The sequence below is a fragment of the Streptomyces sp. A012304 genome, assembly GCF_026008495.1.
Taxonomy (GTDB): Bacteria; Actinomycetota; Actinomycetes; order Streptomycetales; family Streptomycetaceae; genus Streptomyces.
Window position 1 is genome coordinate 52,712 of record NZ_BQUN01000113.1, and the last position, 17,594, is coordinate 70,305.

The 17,594-nt window shown below is 73.5% G+C and carries 15 protein-coding genes and 1 pseudogene; 9 read left to right on the top strand and 7 right to left on the bottom strand.

What is annotated here, in order from left to right; all coding sequences use genetic code 11:
- Window positions 1–279: 279 nt before the first annotated feature.
- Window positions 280–1,383 (bottom strand): Vms1/Ankzf1 family peptidyl-tRNA hydrolase, encoded by a 1,104-nt coding sequence (locus tag ALMP_RS30570; protein WP_264934109.1) that lies wholly within the window; start codon window positions 1,381–1,383, stop codon window positions 280–282.
- Window positions 1,384–1,441: 58 nt separating this feature from the next.
- Between ALMP_RS30570 and ALMP_RS30575 the strand changes: the two are divergent.
- A pseudogene (locus tag ALMP_RS30575) lies at window positions 1,442–1,720 on the top strand (DUF6158 family protein); the annotation flags it as partial.
- Between the two features lie 143 nt (window positions 1,721–1,863).
- Here the strand turns inward: ALMP_RS30575 and ALMP_RS30580 are convergent.
- The 3 genes from ALMP_RS30580 to ALMP_RS30590 all read right to left on the bottom strand — a co-directional run bounded on the left by ALMP_RS30580 (window position 1,864) and on the right by ALMP_RS30590 (window position 5,181).
- Window positions 1,864–3,966: a catalase gene (locus tag ALMP_RS30580; RefSeq protein WP_264934111.1), complete on the bottom strand. Its 2,103-nt coding sequence runs from the start codon at window positions 3,964–3,966 to the stop codon at window positions 1,864–1,866.
- Window positions 3,966–4,508, bottom strand: coding sequence for a type 1 glutamine amidotransferase domain-containing protein (locus tag ALMP_RS30585; protein ID WP_264934112.1), 543 nt, complete (start codon window positions 4,506–4,508; stop codon window positions 3,966–3,968). The genes ALMP_RS30580 and ALMP_RS30585 overlap by 1 nt, the downstream gene beginning before the upstream one ends.
- 295 nt (window positions 4,509–4,803) lie before the next feature.
- Window positions 4,804–5,181 (bottom strand): DUF2795 domain-containing protein, encoded by a 378-nt coding sequence (locus ALMP_RS30590; protein ID WP_264934113.1) that lies wholly within the window; start codon window positions 5,179–5,181, stop codon window positions 4,804–4,806.
- Window positions 5,182–5,342: 161 nt separating this feature from the next.
- Here ALMP_RS30590 and ALMP_RS30595 point away from each other — a divergent pair, with 161 nt between their 5' ends.
- From ALMP_RS30595 to ALMP_RS30605, 3 genes are all read left to right on the top strand, one after another.
- On the top strand, window positions 5,343–5,786 hold the full coding sequence (locus ALMP_RS30595) for a helix-turn-helix transcriptional regulator (protein ID WP_264934114.1): 444 nt from the start codon (window positions 5,343–5,345) through the stop codon (window positions 5,784–5,786).
- A 10-nt stretch (window positions 5,787–5,796) separates the two neighbouring features.
- Window positions 5,797–6,207 carry a VOC family protein gene (locus ALMP_RS30600; RefSeq protein WP_264934115.1) on the top strand — a complete coding sequence of 137 codons (411 nt, stop codon included), beginning with the start codon at window positions 5,797–5,799 and terminating at the stop codon, window positions 6,205–6,207.
- Window positions 6,208–6,381: 174 nt separating this feature from the next.
- Window positions 6,382–8,772 (top strand): excinuclease ABC subunit UvrA, encoded by a 2,391-nt coding sequence (locus tag ALMP_RS30605; RefSeq protein WP_264934116.1) that lies wholly within the window; start codon window positions 6,382–6,384, stop codon window positions 8,770–8,772.
- Between the two features lie 78 nt (window positions 8,773–8,850).
- Here the strand turns inward: ALMP_RS30605 and ALMP_RS30610 are convergent, their stop codons facing one another.
- Complete coding sequence (locus ALMP_RS30610) at window positions 8,851–10,650, bottom strand: thiamine pyrophosphate-requiring protein (protein WP_264934117.1); 1,800 nt, start codon at window positions 10,648–10,650, stop codon at window positions 8,851–8,853.
- Between the two features lie 262 nt (window positions 10,651–10,912).
- Here ALMP_RS30610 and ALMP_RS30615 point away from each other — a divergent pair, with 262 nt between their 5' ends.
- The 4 genes from ALMP_RS30615 to ALMP_RS30630 all read left to right on the top strand — a co-directional run bounded on the left by ALMP_RS30615 (window position 10,913) and on the right by ALMP_RS30630 (window position 15,622).
- A complete protein-coding gene (locus tag ALMP_RS30615; RefSeq protein WP_264934119.1) occupies window positions 10,913–11,707 on the top strand; it encodes an RNA polymerase sigma factor SigF in 795 nt (264 codons plus the stop codon).
- Window positions 11,708–12,252: 545 nt separating this feature from the next.
- Complete coding sequence (locus ALMP_RS30620) at window positions 12,253–13,074, top strand: hypothetical protein (protein WP_264934120.1); 822 nt, start codon at window positions 12,253–12,255, stop codon at window positions 13,072–13,074.
- Window positions 13,075–13,304: 230 nt separating this feature from the next.
- Window positions 13,305–14,552: an aminotransferase class I/II-fold pyridoxal phosphate-dependent enzyme gene (locus ALMP_RS30625; protein ID WP_264934122.1), complete on the top strand. Its 1,248-nt coding sequence runs from the start codon at window positions 13,305–13,307 to the stop codon at window positions 14,550–14,552.
- Window positions 14,549–15,622, top strand: coding sequence for an MBL fold metallo-hydrolase (locus ALMP_RS30630; RefSeq protein WP_264934124.1), 1,074 nt, complete (start codon window positions 14,549–14,551; stop codon window positions 15,620–15,622). Before ALMP_RS30625 ends, ALMP_RS30630 begins: the two co-directional genes overlap by 4 nt.
- Window positions 15,623–15,695: 73 nt before the next feature.
- Here the strand turns inward: ALMP_RS30630 and ALMP_RS30635 are convergent, their stop codons facing one another.
- Together ALMP_RS30635 and ALMP_RS30640 are read right to left on the bottom strand one after the other, a co-directional pair.
- Window positions 15,696–16,322, bottom strand: a complete 627-nt coding sequence (locus ALMP_RS30635; protein WP_264934126.1) for a DedA family protein — start codon at window positions 16,320–16,322, stop codon at window positions 15,696–15,698.
- Window positions 16,322–17,098 (bottom strand): MBL fold metallo-hydrolase, encoded by a 777-nt coding sequence (locus tag ALMP_RS30640; RefSeq protein WP_264934128.1) that lies wholly within the window; start codon window positions 17,096–17,098, stop codon window positions 16,322–16,324. The genes ALMP_RS30635 and ALMP_RS30640 overlap by 1 nt, the downstream gene beginning before the upstream one ends.
- 83 nt (window positions 17,099–17,181) lie before the next feature.
- Between ALMP_RS30640 and ALMP_RS30645 the strand changes: the two genes are divergently transcribed.
- Window positions 17,182–17,583 (top strand): hypothetical protein, encoded by a 402-nt coding sequence (locus ALMP_RS30645; protein WP_264934130.1) that lies wholly within the window; start codon window positions 17,182–17,184, stop codon window positions 17,581–17,583.
- Window positions 17,584–17,594 lie beyond the last annotated feature (11 nt).

Consider the following 17,594-nt stretch of genomic DNA (forward strand, 5'->3'; position numbering starts at 1 on the left):
GACCGATCGAGCGCGCGCGGGCCGGGCCGTCTGGCCGAATGTGCCCGGGGCCGGCCGTCTGGCTGTGCCTGTCGTGTGTCGGCCGCGCGATCGAGCGCGCGCGAGTTGGCTGCCCGGCCGAACGGGTCTGGGCCGGCCGTTTGGCAGAACGCGCGCGGACCGGCCGTCTGGCCTGGCCGGATGCGCGCGGAGTCGACCGTCTGGCCGTGCCCGTCCGGGTACGGCCGGCCTGTCGGACGTGCTCCGGGGCCGGCAGCCCTGCCGACCCACCCGGTGCCGTCACTTCCAGCGCAGCAGCGCCCCCAGGCCGCCCACCGGGGCGTCCTCGTCCGTGGCCGGGACGACCAGGACCGGTGCGTCCGTGGCGACCGCCGAACGGATCAGGGCGTCGTCCGCGCGGGCCGGCCACGAGTGCTGCTCGCCGAGCGTCTTCAGCTCCGTACGGCGCACGGCCAGCTGGTCCGGGTCCTCGCCGATCCACACCTCACGGTGGGTGTCGGCGCCGTCGGCGCGGATCAGCAGCTCGTCGATCCGGTGCTCACGCGCCGCCTCGACCAGCGCGGGCACCCCCTCCACCGCCCCGGCACGCCCCTCGTCGTCGGGTGCGCGGGCGGCAAGGAAACGTTCCAGCTCGGCGTCGGCCTGCCGGCGCGCGTGCTCGACGCGGGCCGCCTCCACGTCATCGTCGAGCAGCCTGCTGCCGGCCCCGTGCGACGCCTCGACCACGCGGTCGTGCAGCCGCTGCGGCAACCGCTCGTGCACGGCCCGCCGCTCCCGGTCGTCGCCCACCAGGATCAGCAGGTCGGCCCGGGTCTCCTCCTGGCACACGGCGAGCGCGTCGGCGATCTCCGCCGCGTTGTGCTCCCAGGTGTTCTCCACCCTCAGCTGGAAGTGCCGCTCCGACCAGTCGGCCGACGCCGTACGGTGGACCGGATACTGCCGACCGGCGACCTTCCCCGCGTCCTCGTGACGCAGCCCGCTGCGCAGCTCGAAGTCGGCGCCCTTGCGGTCGATGTACGCCACCACGCACACCGGGTCCTGGTCGGCCAGCTCCAGCAGCGGCGTGACCCTCGGCAAAGGCGCCCACTCCGCCCAGTCGCCCTGCGGGGGCCGGGCCAGCGCCGGGTCGAGGACGACCTCCCCGGCCCGCGCGAAGAGGGCCCGCCCGTGCGGTTCGGAGGAGTGCCGCAGCTCCTCGATCGCGTGCTCCACCGCCCGGCAGGTCGCCGCGTCCGCACCCTGTCGCTCCAGCTCCCGCGCCATGGCGGAGGCCGTCAGGTGGCGTTCGTGGGGGGTGCTCTCCGTGTGCCGGGAAGTGTCGACGTACACGGAGGCCCAGGGGCCGGAATGTTCGTACAGTGGATGCAGAAAAGCGAGATCCATGGCTCCCTCCCGGGTGCCGCTCGGGGGTCTTTGCTCACCGGGCGGGTACCCGAACCCCATGGACGAACACGACGAGTGGGGCACCACGATGACCGGAGTCGACCCGGATCGGCTGGACGACCAGCAGCTCATGAAGGAGCTGGAGACGATCCACCGCACGCGCCACGACACCCTGCTGTACGGCTCGAACGACGCGCTGCGCGCCCACAACGACCGCATGGCGCGGCTGGAGGGCGAGTACCTGCGCCGCAACCCGCGCCGCTCCGTCGCGCCCGGCCGCACCCGGGAGGGCGCCCGCGAGCGCGCCACCTCGGAGGACGCGACCGGCACGGCTCCCTCGGGCACCCCGGTGGGCAAGTGGGGTCCGGGATCGACAGGGCGGGGAACCGGGCGGGAGAGGGGAGCGGGAACGAGCGAGAGCCCCGGCGGGGTGTGACCCCACCGGGACTCCGGTCCCGCGTTCTTCTCCGCTGCCGCGCCTCAGCGCCGCAGCGGCCGCCGGCCCGGGTGCCGGTGCCCCGCGACGGCATCCACGAACGCCTGTAGGAACTCGGCGCTCGCCGTGCCCGGCGAGGTGTCCGTCACCACGCCCCGTTCGCTGACCACCCGATGGAACTCGCTCGACAGCCGCACCCCCTCCGGGTCCAGGGTGGACAGCACGCCCACGCCGGAGCCCAGTGCTCCGACCGGTTTCCCGTGCCGGTAGGCGTCCCGTACGAAGCGCATGGCGTCCGGGTCCTGCGTCAGCGCCGGCGTGCCGGTGGGTCCGCCCGGCAGCAGGACGGCGTCGTACAGCACCGAGGCGACGGTCGGCAGTGCGCGGTCGACCGCATACAGTTCACCGTCGGCTCCCCGCACCGAGCCCTCCGTCGCCGCCAGCGCCTCCACGAGCACCCCTCGTTCCGCCAGCGCCTCCCGCACCGAGGTCACCTGGTCCGCGTCCACGCCGTCGGTGACCAGGACCGCGACCCGCCGGGTACGGATCGAACCGTCCCCGCGCAGTGACTCCAGGCTGAGCGCGGGGGAGGACAGCTTCGACGCCGACCGGGTCTCGGTCGGCTCCGGCACGCCGATGCCCCGGGCCACCTGGATCGCCAACTCGCCGTCCACCTTGGCCAGTTCACGGACCGTGCGGGCCCGAACCGTGCGTGCGTCGACCTTGCCCAGCTCGAACCGGAAGGCCTCGACGATGTGCTGCTTCTCCCAGTCGCTCATGCTGTTCCAGAACAGCGCGGCCTGGCTGTGGTGGTCCTGGAAACTCGGGCTGCGCCGGCGGATCTTGGCGCCGTCGACGCGTTCCGTGTAGTGGGTGAACGCCGCGCTGTCGACGCCCGCGTGCGCCGGGCAGCCGCCGCCGAGGGAGTTCGGGAAGTAGTTGGTGCCCCGGTGGACGGTGCTCTGGTGGTAGCCGTCGCGCTGGTTGGTGCGCACCGGCGCCACCGGCCGGTTGACCGGCAGCTGCGAGAAGTTGGGGCCGCCGAGACGGATCAACTGGGTGTCCAGGTAGGAGAAGTTGCGGGCCTGGAGCAGCGGGTCGTTGGTGAAGTCGATGCCCGGCACCACGTTCGCCGTGTGGAAGGCGACCTGCTCGGTCTCGGCGAAGAAGTTCTCCGGATTGCGGTCCAGCACCATCCGGCCGATCGGCCGCACCGGCACCTGCTCCTCAGGGATGATCTTCGTGGCGTCGAGCAGATCGAAGTCGAAGGCGAACTCGTCCTCCTCCGCCACGAGTTGGACGCCCAGCTCCCACTCCGGGTACTCGCCCGCCTCGATCGCCTCCCACAGGTCACGCCGGTTGAAGTCCGGATCGCGGCCCTGGCACTCCTGCGCCTCGTCCCACACCAGCGAGTGCACGCCCAGCTTCGGCTTCCAGTGGAACTTCACGAACGTGCCGCGCCCCTCGGCGTTCACGAACCGGAAGGTGTGCACGCCGAAGCCCTGCATCATGCGGTAGCTGCGCGGGATCGCCCGGTCCGACATCAGCCACATGATCGCGTGCAGGGTCTCCGGCTGGAGCGACACGAAGTCCCAGAGGGTGTCGTGCGCGGAGGCGCCCGTCGGGATGTCGTTGTGCGGCTCCGGCTTCACCGCGTGCACGAAGTCGGGGAACTTGATGCCGTCCTGGATGAAGAAGACCGGGAAGTTGTTCCCCACCAGGTCGTAGTTGCCCTCCGACGTGTAGAACTTGGTGGCGAAACCGCGCACGTCCCGCACGGTGTCCGCCGAGCCCTTCGGGCCCTGCACGGTGGAGAACCGCACGAACACCGGCGTGCGCACCGACGGGTCCTGGAGGAAGGCCGCCCGGGTGAACTCCGCGCAGGACTCGTACGGTTCGAAGTAGCCGTACGCGCCCGCGCCCCGTGCGTGCACCACCCGCTCCGGGATGCGCTCGTGGTCGAAGCGGGTGAGCTTCTCCCGGAAGTGGAAGTCCTCCATCAGTGTCGGACCGCGCTCGCCGGCGGCCAGCGAGTCGTTGGTGTGGTCGACCTCCACCCCCTGATCGGTGGTGAGCGGCCCGGATGCCGGGTCCTCGGCGCGGAAGGCCTCCCGCTGCCGCTGCTTGCGGTCGGTCGGCCCCTCCATCAGCCGGCCTCCTTCGCGAAGACGTCCAGGAAGGTCTCGCAGAACGCCTTCAGATCACCCGGCTTGCGGCTGGTCACCAGCTGGTTGGTCCCGTGGTCGCAGACCTTGACCTGCTCGTCGACCCAGGTGCCGCCGGCGTTGCGGATGTCGGTCCGCAGGCTCGGCCACGAGGTCAGCACCCGGCCCCGTACGACGTCCGCCTCGACGAGGGTCCACGGGGCGTGGCAGATCGCGGCGACCGGCCGGCCCTGCTCGAAGAAGTCCCTGACGAAGGACACGGCCTTGTCGTCGGTGCGCAGGAAGTCGGGGTTGGCGACGCCGCCCGGCAGGACCAGCCCGCCGAAGGACTCCGCCGCCGCCTCGCCGACGACCTCGTCCACCCTGAACGTGTCCGCCTTGTCGAGGTGGTGGAAGGCCTGCACCTCACCGGGCTCGGTCGACACGAGGACGGGCTCGTGGCCCGCGTCGACCGCGGCCTGCCAGGGATCGGTCAGCTCCACCTGCTCGACGCCCTCGGGTGCCGTCAGAAACGCGATACGCATGATCGTTCGATGTCCTTTCGTGGCACGCCAGGCGGCCTCGTCGCCCCCCGGCACGCTGCTTGTTCTTCTTCCTTGCGTCAGCGGTGGTGGGTGGCCCGCCTCGGCCCGGCGGTGGGTCACCGCCGGGCCGGCTGTGGCTGGACCTCGCGTCCGCCGCGAGCGTCTCCGCGCACGTCCCTCGGCCGCGGCCCTAGCCGGCCCCGTCGCCGGCCAGGCCGCGGCCAGCCGGTCGCGGGTCAGCGGCAGCGGGCCGCGGGTCAGCGGTAGCGGGTCGTCGCGGTGGTCGCGGTGGTCGTCACCCGCCCCTCACCAGCGTCTCGGCCAGCTCCTGGACCGTGCCGTAGCGCGCCGTGCGCGGCAGCCGCCGTACCGCCTCGACCAGGGCGTCCGGCGCGTTCTTGCGACGCAGGGTCCGGGCCAGTTCGTCCGGGCCCGCGGGGAAGGAGCTGCGGCCCAGGATCCGGGCCAGCTCCAGCCGTACCGTCGCCAGCGACGCCCGGGCGCCCCCGGGCACCACCGGGCCGCCCCAGATCTCCGGGTCGTCCTCGGCGGACGGTTCCGGGTCGTGCCACTCCTCCGAGCGCGTGGGATGCCCGGACCTGAGCAGGCCCTGCAGTTCGTGCTTCATCTCGTCGTCCCGGTGGACACTCAGCCGGTCACTGCCTCGCTGCATGTCTCCCTCCAGATCTACGGGAACCGGCCCACCGCGTACCCGTGGGGCGGGAGCCGACACGGGGATCGTCCGGCCGATGTCGGCGCGATGCGCGACGGGCCCGCCGAAGGTGCCGCCGGAGCACCCGGAGGGTGTCGGTGCCATGTGGCACGATTCCGAGGGTGACCAGCACCTCCGCCGCGTCGCAGCACCTGCGTGATCTCGCGCGGCTGCGCCGCGTCCGCGACCGGATCGACCGCGAGTACGCGCAGCCGCTGGACGTCGAGGCGCTCGCCCGTGGCGTGAACATGTCGGCCGGGCATCTCAGTCGTGAGTTCCGGCGCGCCTACGGCGAGTCGCCGTACTCCTACCTCATGACGCGGCGCATCGAGCGCGCGATGGCGCTGCTGCGGCGGGGCGACCTCAGCGTCACCGAAGTCTGCTTCACGGTCGGCTGCTCCTCGCTGGGCACCTTCAGCACCCGCTTCACCGAACTGGTCGGGATGCCGCCCAGCGCCTACCGGCGCGAGGCCGCGCGGGCGACGGCGGGCATACCGTCCTGCGTGGCGAAACAGGTGACCAGACCGGTCAGGAATCGAGAAGCGCGGTCACCGGGCCACGGCTAGCGTGACAGCCATGGACATCAGGATTCACGCGAGCTTCCTCCCGCACGACGACCCCGACGCCGCCCTGGCGTTCTACCGCGACATCCTCGGCTTCGAGGTCCGCAACGACGTCGGATACGGCGGCATGCGCTGGATCACGGTCGGCCCGGCCGACCAGCCCGGCACCTCCATCGTCCTGACCCCGCCGGGGGCGGACCCCGGCGTCACCGACGACGAGCGCCGCACCATCGCCGAGATGATGGCCAAGGGCACCTACGCCGGGATCGTCCTGGCCAGCGCCGACGTCGACGGCACCTTCGAGCGGGTGCAGGCCGGCGGCGCCGAGGTCGTCCAGGAGCCGACCGACCAGCCGTACGGCGTGCGCGACTGCGCCTTCCGCGACCCCGCGGGCAACATGGTCCGCATCCAGCAGCCGAGCTGAGCCCTCCGGCGATCGAGGGCCCTCCGCCCAGGACCGCCGGACGTGTGCCGGCCACGCCGCAGCGCCGTTCCCCGATTTTCCCGCGCCGCCCCCGGGCCGGGCGCGAAGCTGGTCGCCGAAGCCAGGCGACGACGACGGAGACCGCGCAGACGGCTCCGCCCGACAGATGGAGACATGATGAGCACCCCGAGGACGGACCGGGCCTCGACCACGCCGCACGACGCCGACAGCCACGACCTCATCCGCGTGCACGGCGCGCGCGAGAACAACCTCAAGGACGTCAGCGTCGAGATACCGAAGCGGCGGCTGACCGTGTTCACCGGCGTCTCCGGTTCCGGCAAGAGCTCGCTGGTGTTCGACACCATCGCCGCCGAGTCGCAGCGGCTGATCAACGAGACCTACAGCACCTTCGTACAGGGCTTCATGCCGACGCTGGCGCGGCCCGACGTCGACGTGCTGGACGGGCTGACCACCGCGATCATCGTCGACCAGCAGCGCATGGGGGGCGACCCGCGCTCCACGGTCGGCACCGCCACCGACGCCAACGCGATGCTGCGCATCCTCTTCAGCAGGCTCGGCAAGCCGCACATCGGCTCCGCCAAGGCGTTCTCCTTCAACGTCGCCTCGATCAGCGGGGCGGGCGCGGTCACCGTGGAACGCGCCGGACGGACCACGAAGGAGCGCCGCGCCTTCAGCATCACCGGCGGCATGTGCCCGCGCTGCGAGGGCCGGGGCGCGGTCACCGACATCGACCTGTCCGCGCTCTACGACGACAGCAAGTCGCTGAAGGAGGGCGCGCTCACCGTCCCCGGCTACAGCGTGGACGGCTGGTACGGCCGTATCTACGCCGGCTGCGGCTTCCTCGACCCGGACAAGCCGATCCGCGCGTACACCGAGAGAGAGCTGCACGACCTGCTCCACAAGGAGCCCACGAAGATCAAGGTCGACGGCATCAACCTCACCTACGAGGGGCTGATCCCCAAGCTCAAGAAGTCGATGCTGGCCAAGGACCGGGACGCGATGCAGCCCCACATCCGGGCCTTCGTCGACCGCGCGGTCACCTTCACCACCTGCCCGGAGTGCGACGGCACCCGGCTCAACGAGGGCGCCCGGTCCTCGAAGATCGACGGGATCAGCATCGCCGACGCCTGCGCCATGCAGATCAGCGACCTGGCCACCTGGGTCCGCGGGATCGACGACCCGTCGGTGGCGCCGCTGCTCACCGCGATCCAGCACACCCTCGACTCGTTCGTGGAGATCGGCCTCGGCTACCTGTCGCTGGAGCGGCCCTCCGGCACGCTGTCGGGCGGCGAGGCACAGCGCGTCAAGATGATCCGCCACCTCGGCTCCTCGCTCACCGACGTCACCTACGTCTTCGACGAGCCCACCGTCGGCCTGCACCCGCATGACATCCAGCGGATGAACGGCCTGCTGCGCCGGCTGCGCGACAAGGGCAACACGGTGCTCGTCGTGGAGCACAAGCCGGAGGTGATCGCGATCGCCGACCACGTCGTCGACCTCGGCCCCGGCGCCGGCACGGCGGGCGGCACCGTCTGCTTCGAGGGCACCGTCGAGGGACTGCGGGCCGCCGACACCGTCACCGGCCGCCATCTCGACGACCGGGCGAGCCTGAAGGAGACGGTGCGCAAGGCCACCGGCACCCTGGAGATCCGTGGGGCGACGGCGAACAACCTGCGCGACGTCGACGTGGACATCCCGCTCGGGGTGCTCACCGTCGTCACCGGCGTCGCCGGCTCCGGCAAGAGCTCGCTCGTCCACGGGTCGATCCCGGCCGGTGAGGGCGTGGTGTCGGTCGACCAGACCGCGATCCGCGGCTCCCGGCGCAGCAACCCGGCGACGTACACCGGACTGCTCGACCCGATCCGCAAGGCCTTCGCCAAGGCCAACGGGGTCAAGCCGGCGCTGTTCAGCGCCAACTCGGAGGGCGCCTGCCCCACCTGCAACGGCGCCGGCGTCATCTACACCGACCTGGCGATGATGGCGGGCGTCGCCACCACCTGCGAGGACTGCGAGGGCAAGCGGTTCGAGGCCTCGGTGCTGGAGCACCACCTCGGCGGTCGTGACATCAGCGAGGTGCTCGCGATGTCGGTGACCGAGGCGGAGGACTTCTTCGCCACCGGCGAGGCGCGCACCCCGGCCGCGCACAAGATCCTCGAACGGCTCGCCGACGTCGGACTGGGCTACCTCACCCTCGGCCAGCCGCTCACCACGCTCTCCGGCGGCGAACGGCAGCGGCTGAAGCTGGCGACCCACATGGCCGACAAGGGCGGCGTCTACGTCCTCGACGAGCCGACCACCGGCCTGCACCTGGCCGACGTCCAGCAGCTGCTGGGCCTGCTGGACCGGCTCGTCGACTCCGGCAAGTCCGTCATCGTCATCGAGCACCACCAGGCGGTCATGGCGCACGCCGACTGGATCATCGACCTCGGTCCCGGCGCCGGCCACGACGGCGGCCGGATCGTCTTCGAGGGCACCCCCGCCGAACTCGTCGCCACCCGCTCCACCCTCACCGGCGAACACCTCGCGGAGTACGTCGGCGCCTGACCCGGCCGCCGCCCCGGCCGCCCCGGACGGCCGCCGGGGCGGCACTGAGGAGAGCCCGGTCGCCGAGCCCGGTGGTGGCTACCGCCTCCCCCGGCCCGGCAGGAACTCCTGCACCTTCGCCTTGAAGCCCTGCTTGATCATCGAGCCGCGGTCCGCGTCGCCCTTGAGGATCGACTCGGCCGTCGCCTCCATCTGCTCCCAGGTCGCGTGCGGCGGGATCGGCGGGACGGCCGGGTCGGTGAGGAACTCCACCACCGCCGGCCCGTCCGCCGCGAGCGCCGTACGCCAGCCCGCCTCGACGTCCTCCGGCTTCTCCACGCGCACCCCGGTCAGCCCCAGGGAGCGGGCGAACGCCGCGTACTGCACGTCCGGCAGCTGCTGCGAGGGCAGGAAGGACGGCGCGCCCTCCATCGACCGCATCTCCCACGTCACCTGGTTGAGGTCCTGGTTGTTCCACACCGCCACGACCAGCCGCGGATCGAGCCAGCGGTCCCGGTACTTCGCCGCCGTGATCAGCTCCGCCAGCCCGTTCATCTGCATCGCCCCGTCCCCGACCAGCGCGATCACCGGCCGGTTCGGGTGGGCGAACTTCGCGCCGATCGCGTACGGCACCCCGCAGCCCATCGTCGCGAGCGTCCCGGACAGCGAACCCCGCATGCCCGGCCGCATCGTGAGGTGCCGCGCGTACCAGTTGGCCACCGAACCCGAGTCGGAGGTGACGATCGCGTCCTCCGGCAGCAGCGGATCCAGCGCCCGTGCCACGTACTCGGGGTTGATCGGGTCCGCCGACAGCTCGGCCCGCCGCTCCATCACCTCCCGCCAGTGCCGTACGTTGTCACACACCGTCTCGAACCACTCGCGGCCGCGCGACTCCTCGGACGTCAGCATCGGGATCAGCCGCCGCAGCGTCTCCCGTGCGTCACCGACGAGGTTCACCTCGTACGGGTAGCGCATCCCCACCATGTGCGGATCGATGTCGATCTGCACCCCCCGCGCGTCGCCGAACTCCGGCAGGAACTGTGTGTAGGGGAAGGACGAGCCGATCGTCAGCAGGGTGTCGCAGTCGCGCATCAACTCGTACGACGGACGGGTGCCGAGCAGGCCGATCGAGCCGGTGACATAGGGGAGTTCGTCGCTGAGGACGTCCTTGCCGAGCAGCGCCTTGGCCACGCCCGCGCCCAGCAGTTCGGCGATCCGCTCCACCTCGGCGCGCGCCTTCGCCGCGCCCTGCCCCACCAGGATCGCCACCTTGTCGCCGGAGTCGAGGATCTCCGCCGCCCGCCGCAGCGACTCCTCCGACGGGACGGTCGTCCACTCGCTCTGGTCCAGGCTGGAGGGCACCATCTTGAACTCGTGCGTCGGCGGCGAGTAGTCCAGCTCCTGCACATCCCCGGGAAGGATGATCGCGGTGGGGCAGCGGCGGGCGTACGCGGTGCGGATCGCCCGGTCCAGGACGTTCGGCAGCTGCTCGGGCACGGTCACCGTCTCCACGAACTCCGAGGCGACGTCCTTGAACAGCGTGTGCAGGTCCACCTCCTGCTGGTAGGAGCCGCCCATCGCGGTGCGGTGCGTCTGGCCGACGATCGCCAGCACCGGCACATGGTCCAGCTTGGCGTCGTACAGGCCGTTGAGGAGGTGGATCGCGCCCGGCCCGGACGTCGCCGCGCACACCCCGAGACGGCCGCTGAACTTGGCGTAGCCGACCGCCTGGAACGCGGACATCTCCTCGTGCCGGGACTGCACGAACCGTGGCTCGTTGTCGGCGCGGCCCCAGGCGGCCAGCAGACCGTTGATCCCGTCGCCGGGGTAGCCGAAGACGTGCTCCACACCCCACTCGCGCAGCCGCTGCAGGATGTGGTCGGAGACCTTGGTGCTCATGAGATGGGACCTCCCGGGCATCGGGAAACGAGGGCATGGGGCGGACGTCCGTACCCCCTGCCGGGTCACCTCCCGGGCCGCCGGAAAACCTGGGGCGTTTGCGGGCGCCGGCCTCGGGCAGGCGCAGCCCCAGTGCTTCGGACCGGAGGCACGCCCGTGGGGCACCGCATGACACGCGGCCCCGGCAGGCCCGTCCGGCTGCCGCCGCCCTCCCACGGTGACCGGCCAACCCAGAGCACTTCCTAGGGAGTTGCTACGCACCATGCGAAACCGAGCGAGCGCGAAGCACCACCCGCACGACGACGCCCCCGACACCGACCAGGCCTTCCGCCGGCTCGCCGCGCTCCCGCCCGGCCCCCGCCGTGACACGCTCCGCGGTGAGATCGTCGAGGCCTGGCTGCCCATGGCCGACCGGCTCGCCGGGCGCTTCCGCAGCCGCGGCGAGAACTACGAGGACCTGCGTCAGGTCGCGGCCCTCGGCCTGGTCAAGGCCGTCGACCGCTACGACCCCGAGCGCGGCCACGCCTTCGAGAGCTACGCCGTGCCCACCGTCACCGGGGAGCTCAAGCGCCACTTCCGCGACCACCTGTGGACCCTGCACGTCCCGCGCCGCGTCCAGGACCTGCGCAACCGCGTCCGCTTCGCCTGCCAGGACCTGTCGCAGACGGTCCGCGGACGCCGTCCCACCGTCGCCGAGATCGCCGAGCAGGCCCGGCTGAGCGAGGAGGACGTCCGGGTCGGCCTGGAGGCGCTGGAGTGCTTCAGCGCGCTGTCGCTGGACGCGGAGCTGCCGGGCAGCGAGGACGGCTACTCGCTCGTCGACGCGCTGGGCTCCCCGGACCCCGCCCTCGACACGGTCGTCGACCGGGAGGCCGTCAAGCCCCGGCTCGCGGCGCTGCCGGAGCGGGAGCGGGCGATCCTGTACATGCGGTTCTTCGGCGACATGACCCAGAGCCGGATCGCCGAGCGGCTGGGCATCTCGCAGATGCACGTGTCCCGGCTGATCAACCGCTGCTGCGACCGGCTGCGCGAGCAGGTCCTGAACGACGCGGCGTAGAGGGCCGCGGCGCATTGTCGCCCGGTCCCGCACGCGCCGGTGGGCGTGGCGGGTCGTTCGACCGCGTGTGCGCCGGTCAGCGTGGCGGGTGGTTCGACCACGTACGCGGCCGCCGGTCGTCGGGCTCCCGCACGTGACGACGGCCGTGCGCAGGTCGTTCGACGGCGTCGATGGGCGTGGCGGGTCGTTTCGGCCGCGTACGTGGTCGACGGGCGCCGGTCGTCGGGCCCCCGCAGGTGGCGACGGGTGCGCGCAGGTCGTTCGACGGCGTCGATGGGCGTGGCGGGTCGTTTCGACCGCGTACGTGGTCGACGGGCGCCGGTCGTCGGGCTCCCGCACGTGGCGACGGCCGTGCGCAGGTCGTTCGACTCCGTACGCGCCGACGGCCGCGCAGGGCGTTCGACCGGGGGCCGCCGTTCACCCGGTCGGCCGTGTGTGTCCCGCCAATGGCGGGCGGTCGCGCGCGGGCTCGGCCGGGGCGGGCTGTGATGGCTGTGGGGCACCGCCTGGTGCTCCCCACAGCCGTCGGCCGAAGGAGCCCTCCCATGTGCCGCACCGCCCGTGTCCTGTCCGCCGTCGTCCTGGCCGGTGCCGCCCTGGTCGCCGTCGCCCCGGGCGCGTCGGCGGACCCGGCGGCGGAGGTGAGCCCCGGCATGGCCGCCCCCGGCGGCAGCGTCACCGTCGCCGTCACCTGCGACCCCCTCGGCGCCCCCGCCCCGCAGACCCTGGACGCCTCCTCGGAGGCCTTCGAGGAGGGCGCCGTCCAGCTGGCCCTGGTGCCCGGCAACGACGAGCTGACCGGGCCCGCCTACCGGGGCACCGCCCGGATCGTCCCCGCGGCGGACCTCGGCGCGTCGTCGGAGGCGGCCGGCACCGAGTCCGCCTGGAACGTCGACGGCACCTGCCCGGCCCCGCCCGGCGGCGAGGGCACGCCGTGGAGCGCGACCTTCGACGTCTCCCGCGACGACCGCGGCTCCTCCGGCCTCACCGGTCCCGCGGGCCCCGCAGGCCCCTCCGACCCTTCCGTCGCCCCGGGCCCCTCCTGCGTCCCGGCCCACGGCACCCCCTGTGAGACCGAGGAGCCCTGCGGACAGGACCACACCTACTCCTGTCCGAGCCCCACACCCCCCGCGCCCCCCGCGCCGCACTCGTCCTGCGGCCACGCCCGGCCCTGGCAGTCCCACTCCGCCGCCCCCCACGGCGACTCCTGCACCGGCGCCCCCATCCACCACGGCGTGCGCGCCGGTGCGGGTGGCACCTTCACCGACTCCGTCCCCGCCCTGACCGCCGGCGCGCTGCTGATCGCCGGGGCGCTCGCCGCCGCCGTCCACCGGCTGCTGCGCCGAGACCCGAGGGGACACGCCTGACACCGCCCCCGCCCCGCCCGCCCCGCGCTGTGACCGGCGCAACGCCGGCGGACGGCCATGGGCCCCCGGCCCACGGGGTACTCAGAGCCCGAGGGCACGCCCGGCCCCGTACGGGACGGCACCACCCGGCACGCGCCGCCCGGTGAGAGGACGGGCCCGGCTCCGCCGACCGGCCGGCGCACCGGCCGACAAAAGCACAGGGCACCAGGGACGGACTGCGCGGAGGAACCATGCGGCGGACGGAACCGGAAGGGCACGGGCCGGTCCGCTACGGGCCGCCGCTCCCCGCGGACGGGCTGCCCGTCCTGCCCGATCTCGCCGCGGTCCTCGCCGCGGCCGCCCCGCACGCCGAGGGCGAACCCGTCGGCGGCGGCCCCGCCCTCCTGGACGCCGCCCGCGGTTTCTGGGAACGGCGCGGCACACCCGCCGCCCCCGACCACGTCGTCGCCGGTCCCGGAGCCCCCTCGCTGCTGCTCGCGCTGACCGCCGCCGTCGGCGGCGACATCCTGGTGCCCCGGCCGTGCGCCGCCTGGTGGGCGCCGTACGCGCGCCTGTTGGGAAGACCCGTCTTCCACGTGGCCACGCCCGCCGAGTGCGGCGGCGTCCCCGACCCGTTCGCCCTGCTGGAGACCGTGCGCCGGGTGCGGGCCGAGGGCGGCGACCCCCGGCTGCTGGTGCTGTCCGTCGCCGACGACCCCACCGCGACCGTCGCCCCGCCCGAGGTGCTGCACGAGGCCGTGGAGGCAGCCGCCGACGAAGGCCTGCACCTGGTCAGCGACGAGACCTGGCGCGACACCCTGCACGACCCGCACGACACCGTGCTGGTCAGCCCGGCCGAGATGCTGCCCGACCGGGTCACCGTCGTCAGCGACCTCGCCGGCGCCCTGCTGCCCACCGGCTGGCCCGCCGCCGTCGCCCGCCTGCCCGCCGGAGCCACCGGGGACGGCCTGCACGCGCGCGTGCTCGACGTCCTCACCGCCCTCGACGCCCGCGTCGCCGCGCCCGTCGCCGCGGCCGCCGCCCACGCCCTGACCGAGCCCGAGCCCGTCACCGCGCGCGTGGCGGCCGCCGTACGGCTGCACGCGCGCCTGGCCGCCGCCGCGCACGCCGCCGTCGTCGCCGCCGGGGCCCTCGCCCGCCCGCCGCAGGCCGGCCGCCACCTGTACGTCGACCTCGGCCCGCTGCGCGACGCGCTGTCCGCGCGGGGCGTCGGCGACGCGCAGGACCTGGAGGACCTCCTCACCGCGCGGCTCGGCATGCCCGCGCCGGGCGGCCACCGCTTCGGCGACGACCTCGGGGCGCTGCGCGTCCGGCTGTCCACCGGCGCCCTGCTGCACGGCACGGACGAGCAGCGCATGGAATGCCTCATGTCACCCACTCCGTTGGAACTGCCACACGTGCAACGCTCGTTGATCCTTCTGAGGTCCGTCCTCGACGATCTCCGTGACGACGCTCAGCGATGGGAGCCCCTTCGATGACGCAGCAGTCCGAGTCGGCCACCACGACCACCACGACCACCGGCGCGCCCGAGCGGGAGAGCGGCGCCCCGGCGGCCGCGTCCCCGCTGGCGTCCCCCGTCACGCCGCTCGCCGACCCCCGTCCGCCGGGGGAGCGGCGGGTGTGGCCGCGCACCTTCCACGACCGGCTGACCGCCCCGCTGCCCGGCCTGAAGGCCCTGGCCCGCTTCGCCCGCGAGGGATCCGTCCGCCCCGGCAGAGCGGGCCTCGCCGACATCCCCCGACTGCCCTTCGAGCCCGGCCCGTTGCCCGACGTCGACGCCCGCACCCTCGCCGTCACCTGGGCGGGGCACGCCAGTTGGGTGGTGCGCGTCGGCGGCCTGACCGTCCTGACCGACCCGGTCTGGTCCCGCCGCATCCTCGGCACCCCGGCCCGCATCACCCCCGTCGGCGTCCCCTGGGAGGCACTGCCGACCGTCGACGCGGTCGTCATCAGCCACAACCACTACGACCACCTGGACGCCCCCACGCTGCGCCGACTCCCGCGCGACACCCCGGTGTTCGTGCCGGCCGGGCTCGGCCGCTGGTTCCACCGCCGCAGCTTCACCCGGGTGACCGAGCTGGACTGGTGGGAGGCGGCCGAACTCTCCGGCGTCCGCTTCGACTTCGTCCCCGCCCACCACTGGTCCAAGCGCACCCTGACCGACACCTGCCGCAGCCTGTGGGGCGGCTGGGTGCTCACCGCGCCCGACGGCCGGCGCGTGTACTTCGCGGGCGACACCGGTTACGGCCACTGGTTCTCCCGGATCGGACAGCGCCACCCCGGCATCGACCTCGCCCTGCTGCCGATCGGCGCCTACGACCCGCGCTGGTGGCTCAAGGACGTCCACTGCGACCCGGAGGAGGCGGTGCGGGCGGCACGGGATCTCGGGGCGCGCCGGATGGCGCCCATGCACTGGGGGACGTTCGTGCTCTCCGCCGAGCCCGTCCTGGAACCCCTCACCCGGGTGCGGGCCGCCTGGGAGCGGGCGGGCCGTGACCGCGCCGACCTGTGGGACCTGCCGGTGGGCGGCTCACGGGTGCTGGAGTAGCCGCAGCGCGCGCCACGTGCGGGATCCGGGCAGTCCACACACAGGCCACGCCCCACGCGACGGCCGCGCGTGCTCAGGCCGCCCGGGTCCCGCGGACCCTCCGCCACAGGCTCGGCGCCGCGCTGATCACCACGGTCAGCGCGACCGCGGCCACCACGCCCTCCCACGGCTCGGGGAACAGCGACCCGCCGAGGATGCCGATCAACTGGTAGGTCACCGCCCACGCCAGACACGCCGGCACATTGCCCCGCGCGAACCGGCGCATCGGCCATTTCGCCAGCAGACACGCCAGCATCACCGGGAGCCGGCCCGCCGGCACCAGCCGCGACAGCACGAGCACCGCCGTCCCGTGCGAGGCGAGCTTCTCCTGCGCCTGCGCCAGCCGCTCCTCCGGTGCCCGCGACCGGATCGCCTCCAGCCAGCGCGAGCCGTTCTTCGACTTCATGCCGCGCCGCCCCAGCCAGTACAGGGCGGTGTCCCCGCAGAACGCCGCGAGTGACGCCGTCACGAACACCAGCGCCAGCGAGAACGGCGCCGTCTGGTGGAAGGCGACCACGGCCGCCGAACTCACCAGCGCGCCCGTCGGCACCACCGGCACCAGCGCACCGATCAACACCAGCAGGAACAGCGACGGATAGCCGAGCGCCTGCTGCGTCGACTCCGTCGGCACGACCGTCGTGACGGTCGCGGACACGGCCATCACCGCGCGACCTCCGGCCGCACGCTCTCCCCGTGCCGCAGCCGGTGCACCGTCACCCCGGGCGCGCGCTCCGCCGCCAGGCGCACGAACTCGTCGCCGGGCGCATGGAATTCATGGGGGCGCACGGCGTCCATCCCGATCGGCCAGTACGTGCCGTAGTGCACCGGCACCGCGCTGCGCGGCGTCAGCCGGACCAACGCCTCCGCCGCCCGCCCCGCGTCCAGGTGCCCCTCACCCAGGTACGGGCCCCAGCCGCCCACCGGCAGCAGTGCCACGTCGACCGGCCCGACCTCCTTGGCCATGTCCTCGAACAGGCCCGTGTCCCCGGCGAAGTACGTCCGCGCCTCACCCTCGACGACATACCCGAGCGCGGGTGAGCGGTGCGGGCCGAACGGCAGCCGCCGCCCGTCGTGCCGCGCGGGCACCGCCCGTATCCGCACCGCGCCGAGCCCGGTCTCGTCGCCGGGCTCCATCTCGGTCAGCCGCAGATGGGCCAGGCGGCGCAGCAGCCCCGGTACGGCGCGCGGCGCGCCCCGGGGCACCAGCAGGCGCGTGCCCGGCGCGAGGCGCGCCAGCGACGGCACATGCAGATGGTCGGCGTGCAGATGCGACACCAGCGCCACGTCCGCCCGCCAGGCCCGCGGCGGGGGCGGCGCCCCCCGGCGGCGGCGCAGGTGCGCGAGCCTGCGGGCGAACAGGGGATCGGTGAGCACACGGACGTCCGAATCCTCGACCGTGCAGGTGGCGTGACCCCACCAGGTGATCTCCACCGGCACCTCTTTGCCTCCTTCGCGCGACTCCCCGAAGCCTACGGGCAGGAGTAGGGTCGGCGGCGAAACCCGGAGGTGAGGGGGACGCCATGGGACCGATGCGGGTCACGGCGATCGCGAGTCTGACGCCGCTGGAGGAGCTGGACGCCGATCCCTTCCTGGTGGACTCCCGTGGCCAGCACGCGATGTGCGCCCGGTGGGCCGCCGAACGCGGCTACGTGGTCAGCCGCGAACTGCTGGTGCGCGGGCTGCGCCCCGACCACTGCGTGCTGTGGGACGGCGTCCGCCCCGGCGTCGACCTGTTCGTCGCGCCCAGCCGGCGCGTACTGGAGAGCGCGCTGTCCTCCGTCGAGGAGTTCACCGCCGAGTGCGCGCGGCGCGGGGTGCGGGTGGAGACCGTCGGAGTCGCCGAACCCGCCTACGACGCGCAGATGAAGGCCCGGGTGCACCGCAGGCTGTCCATGCCGACCGCCGGATACGACGGACGCTGACCGCCGGATAC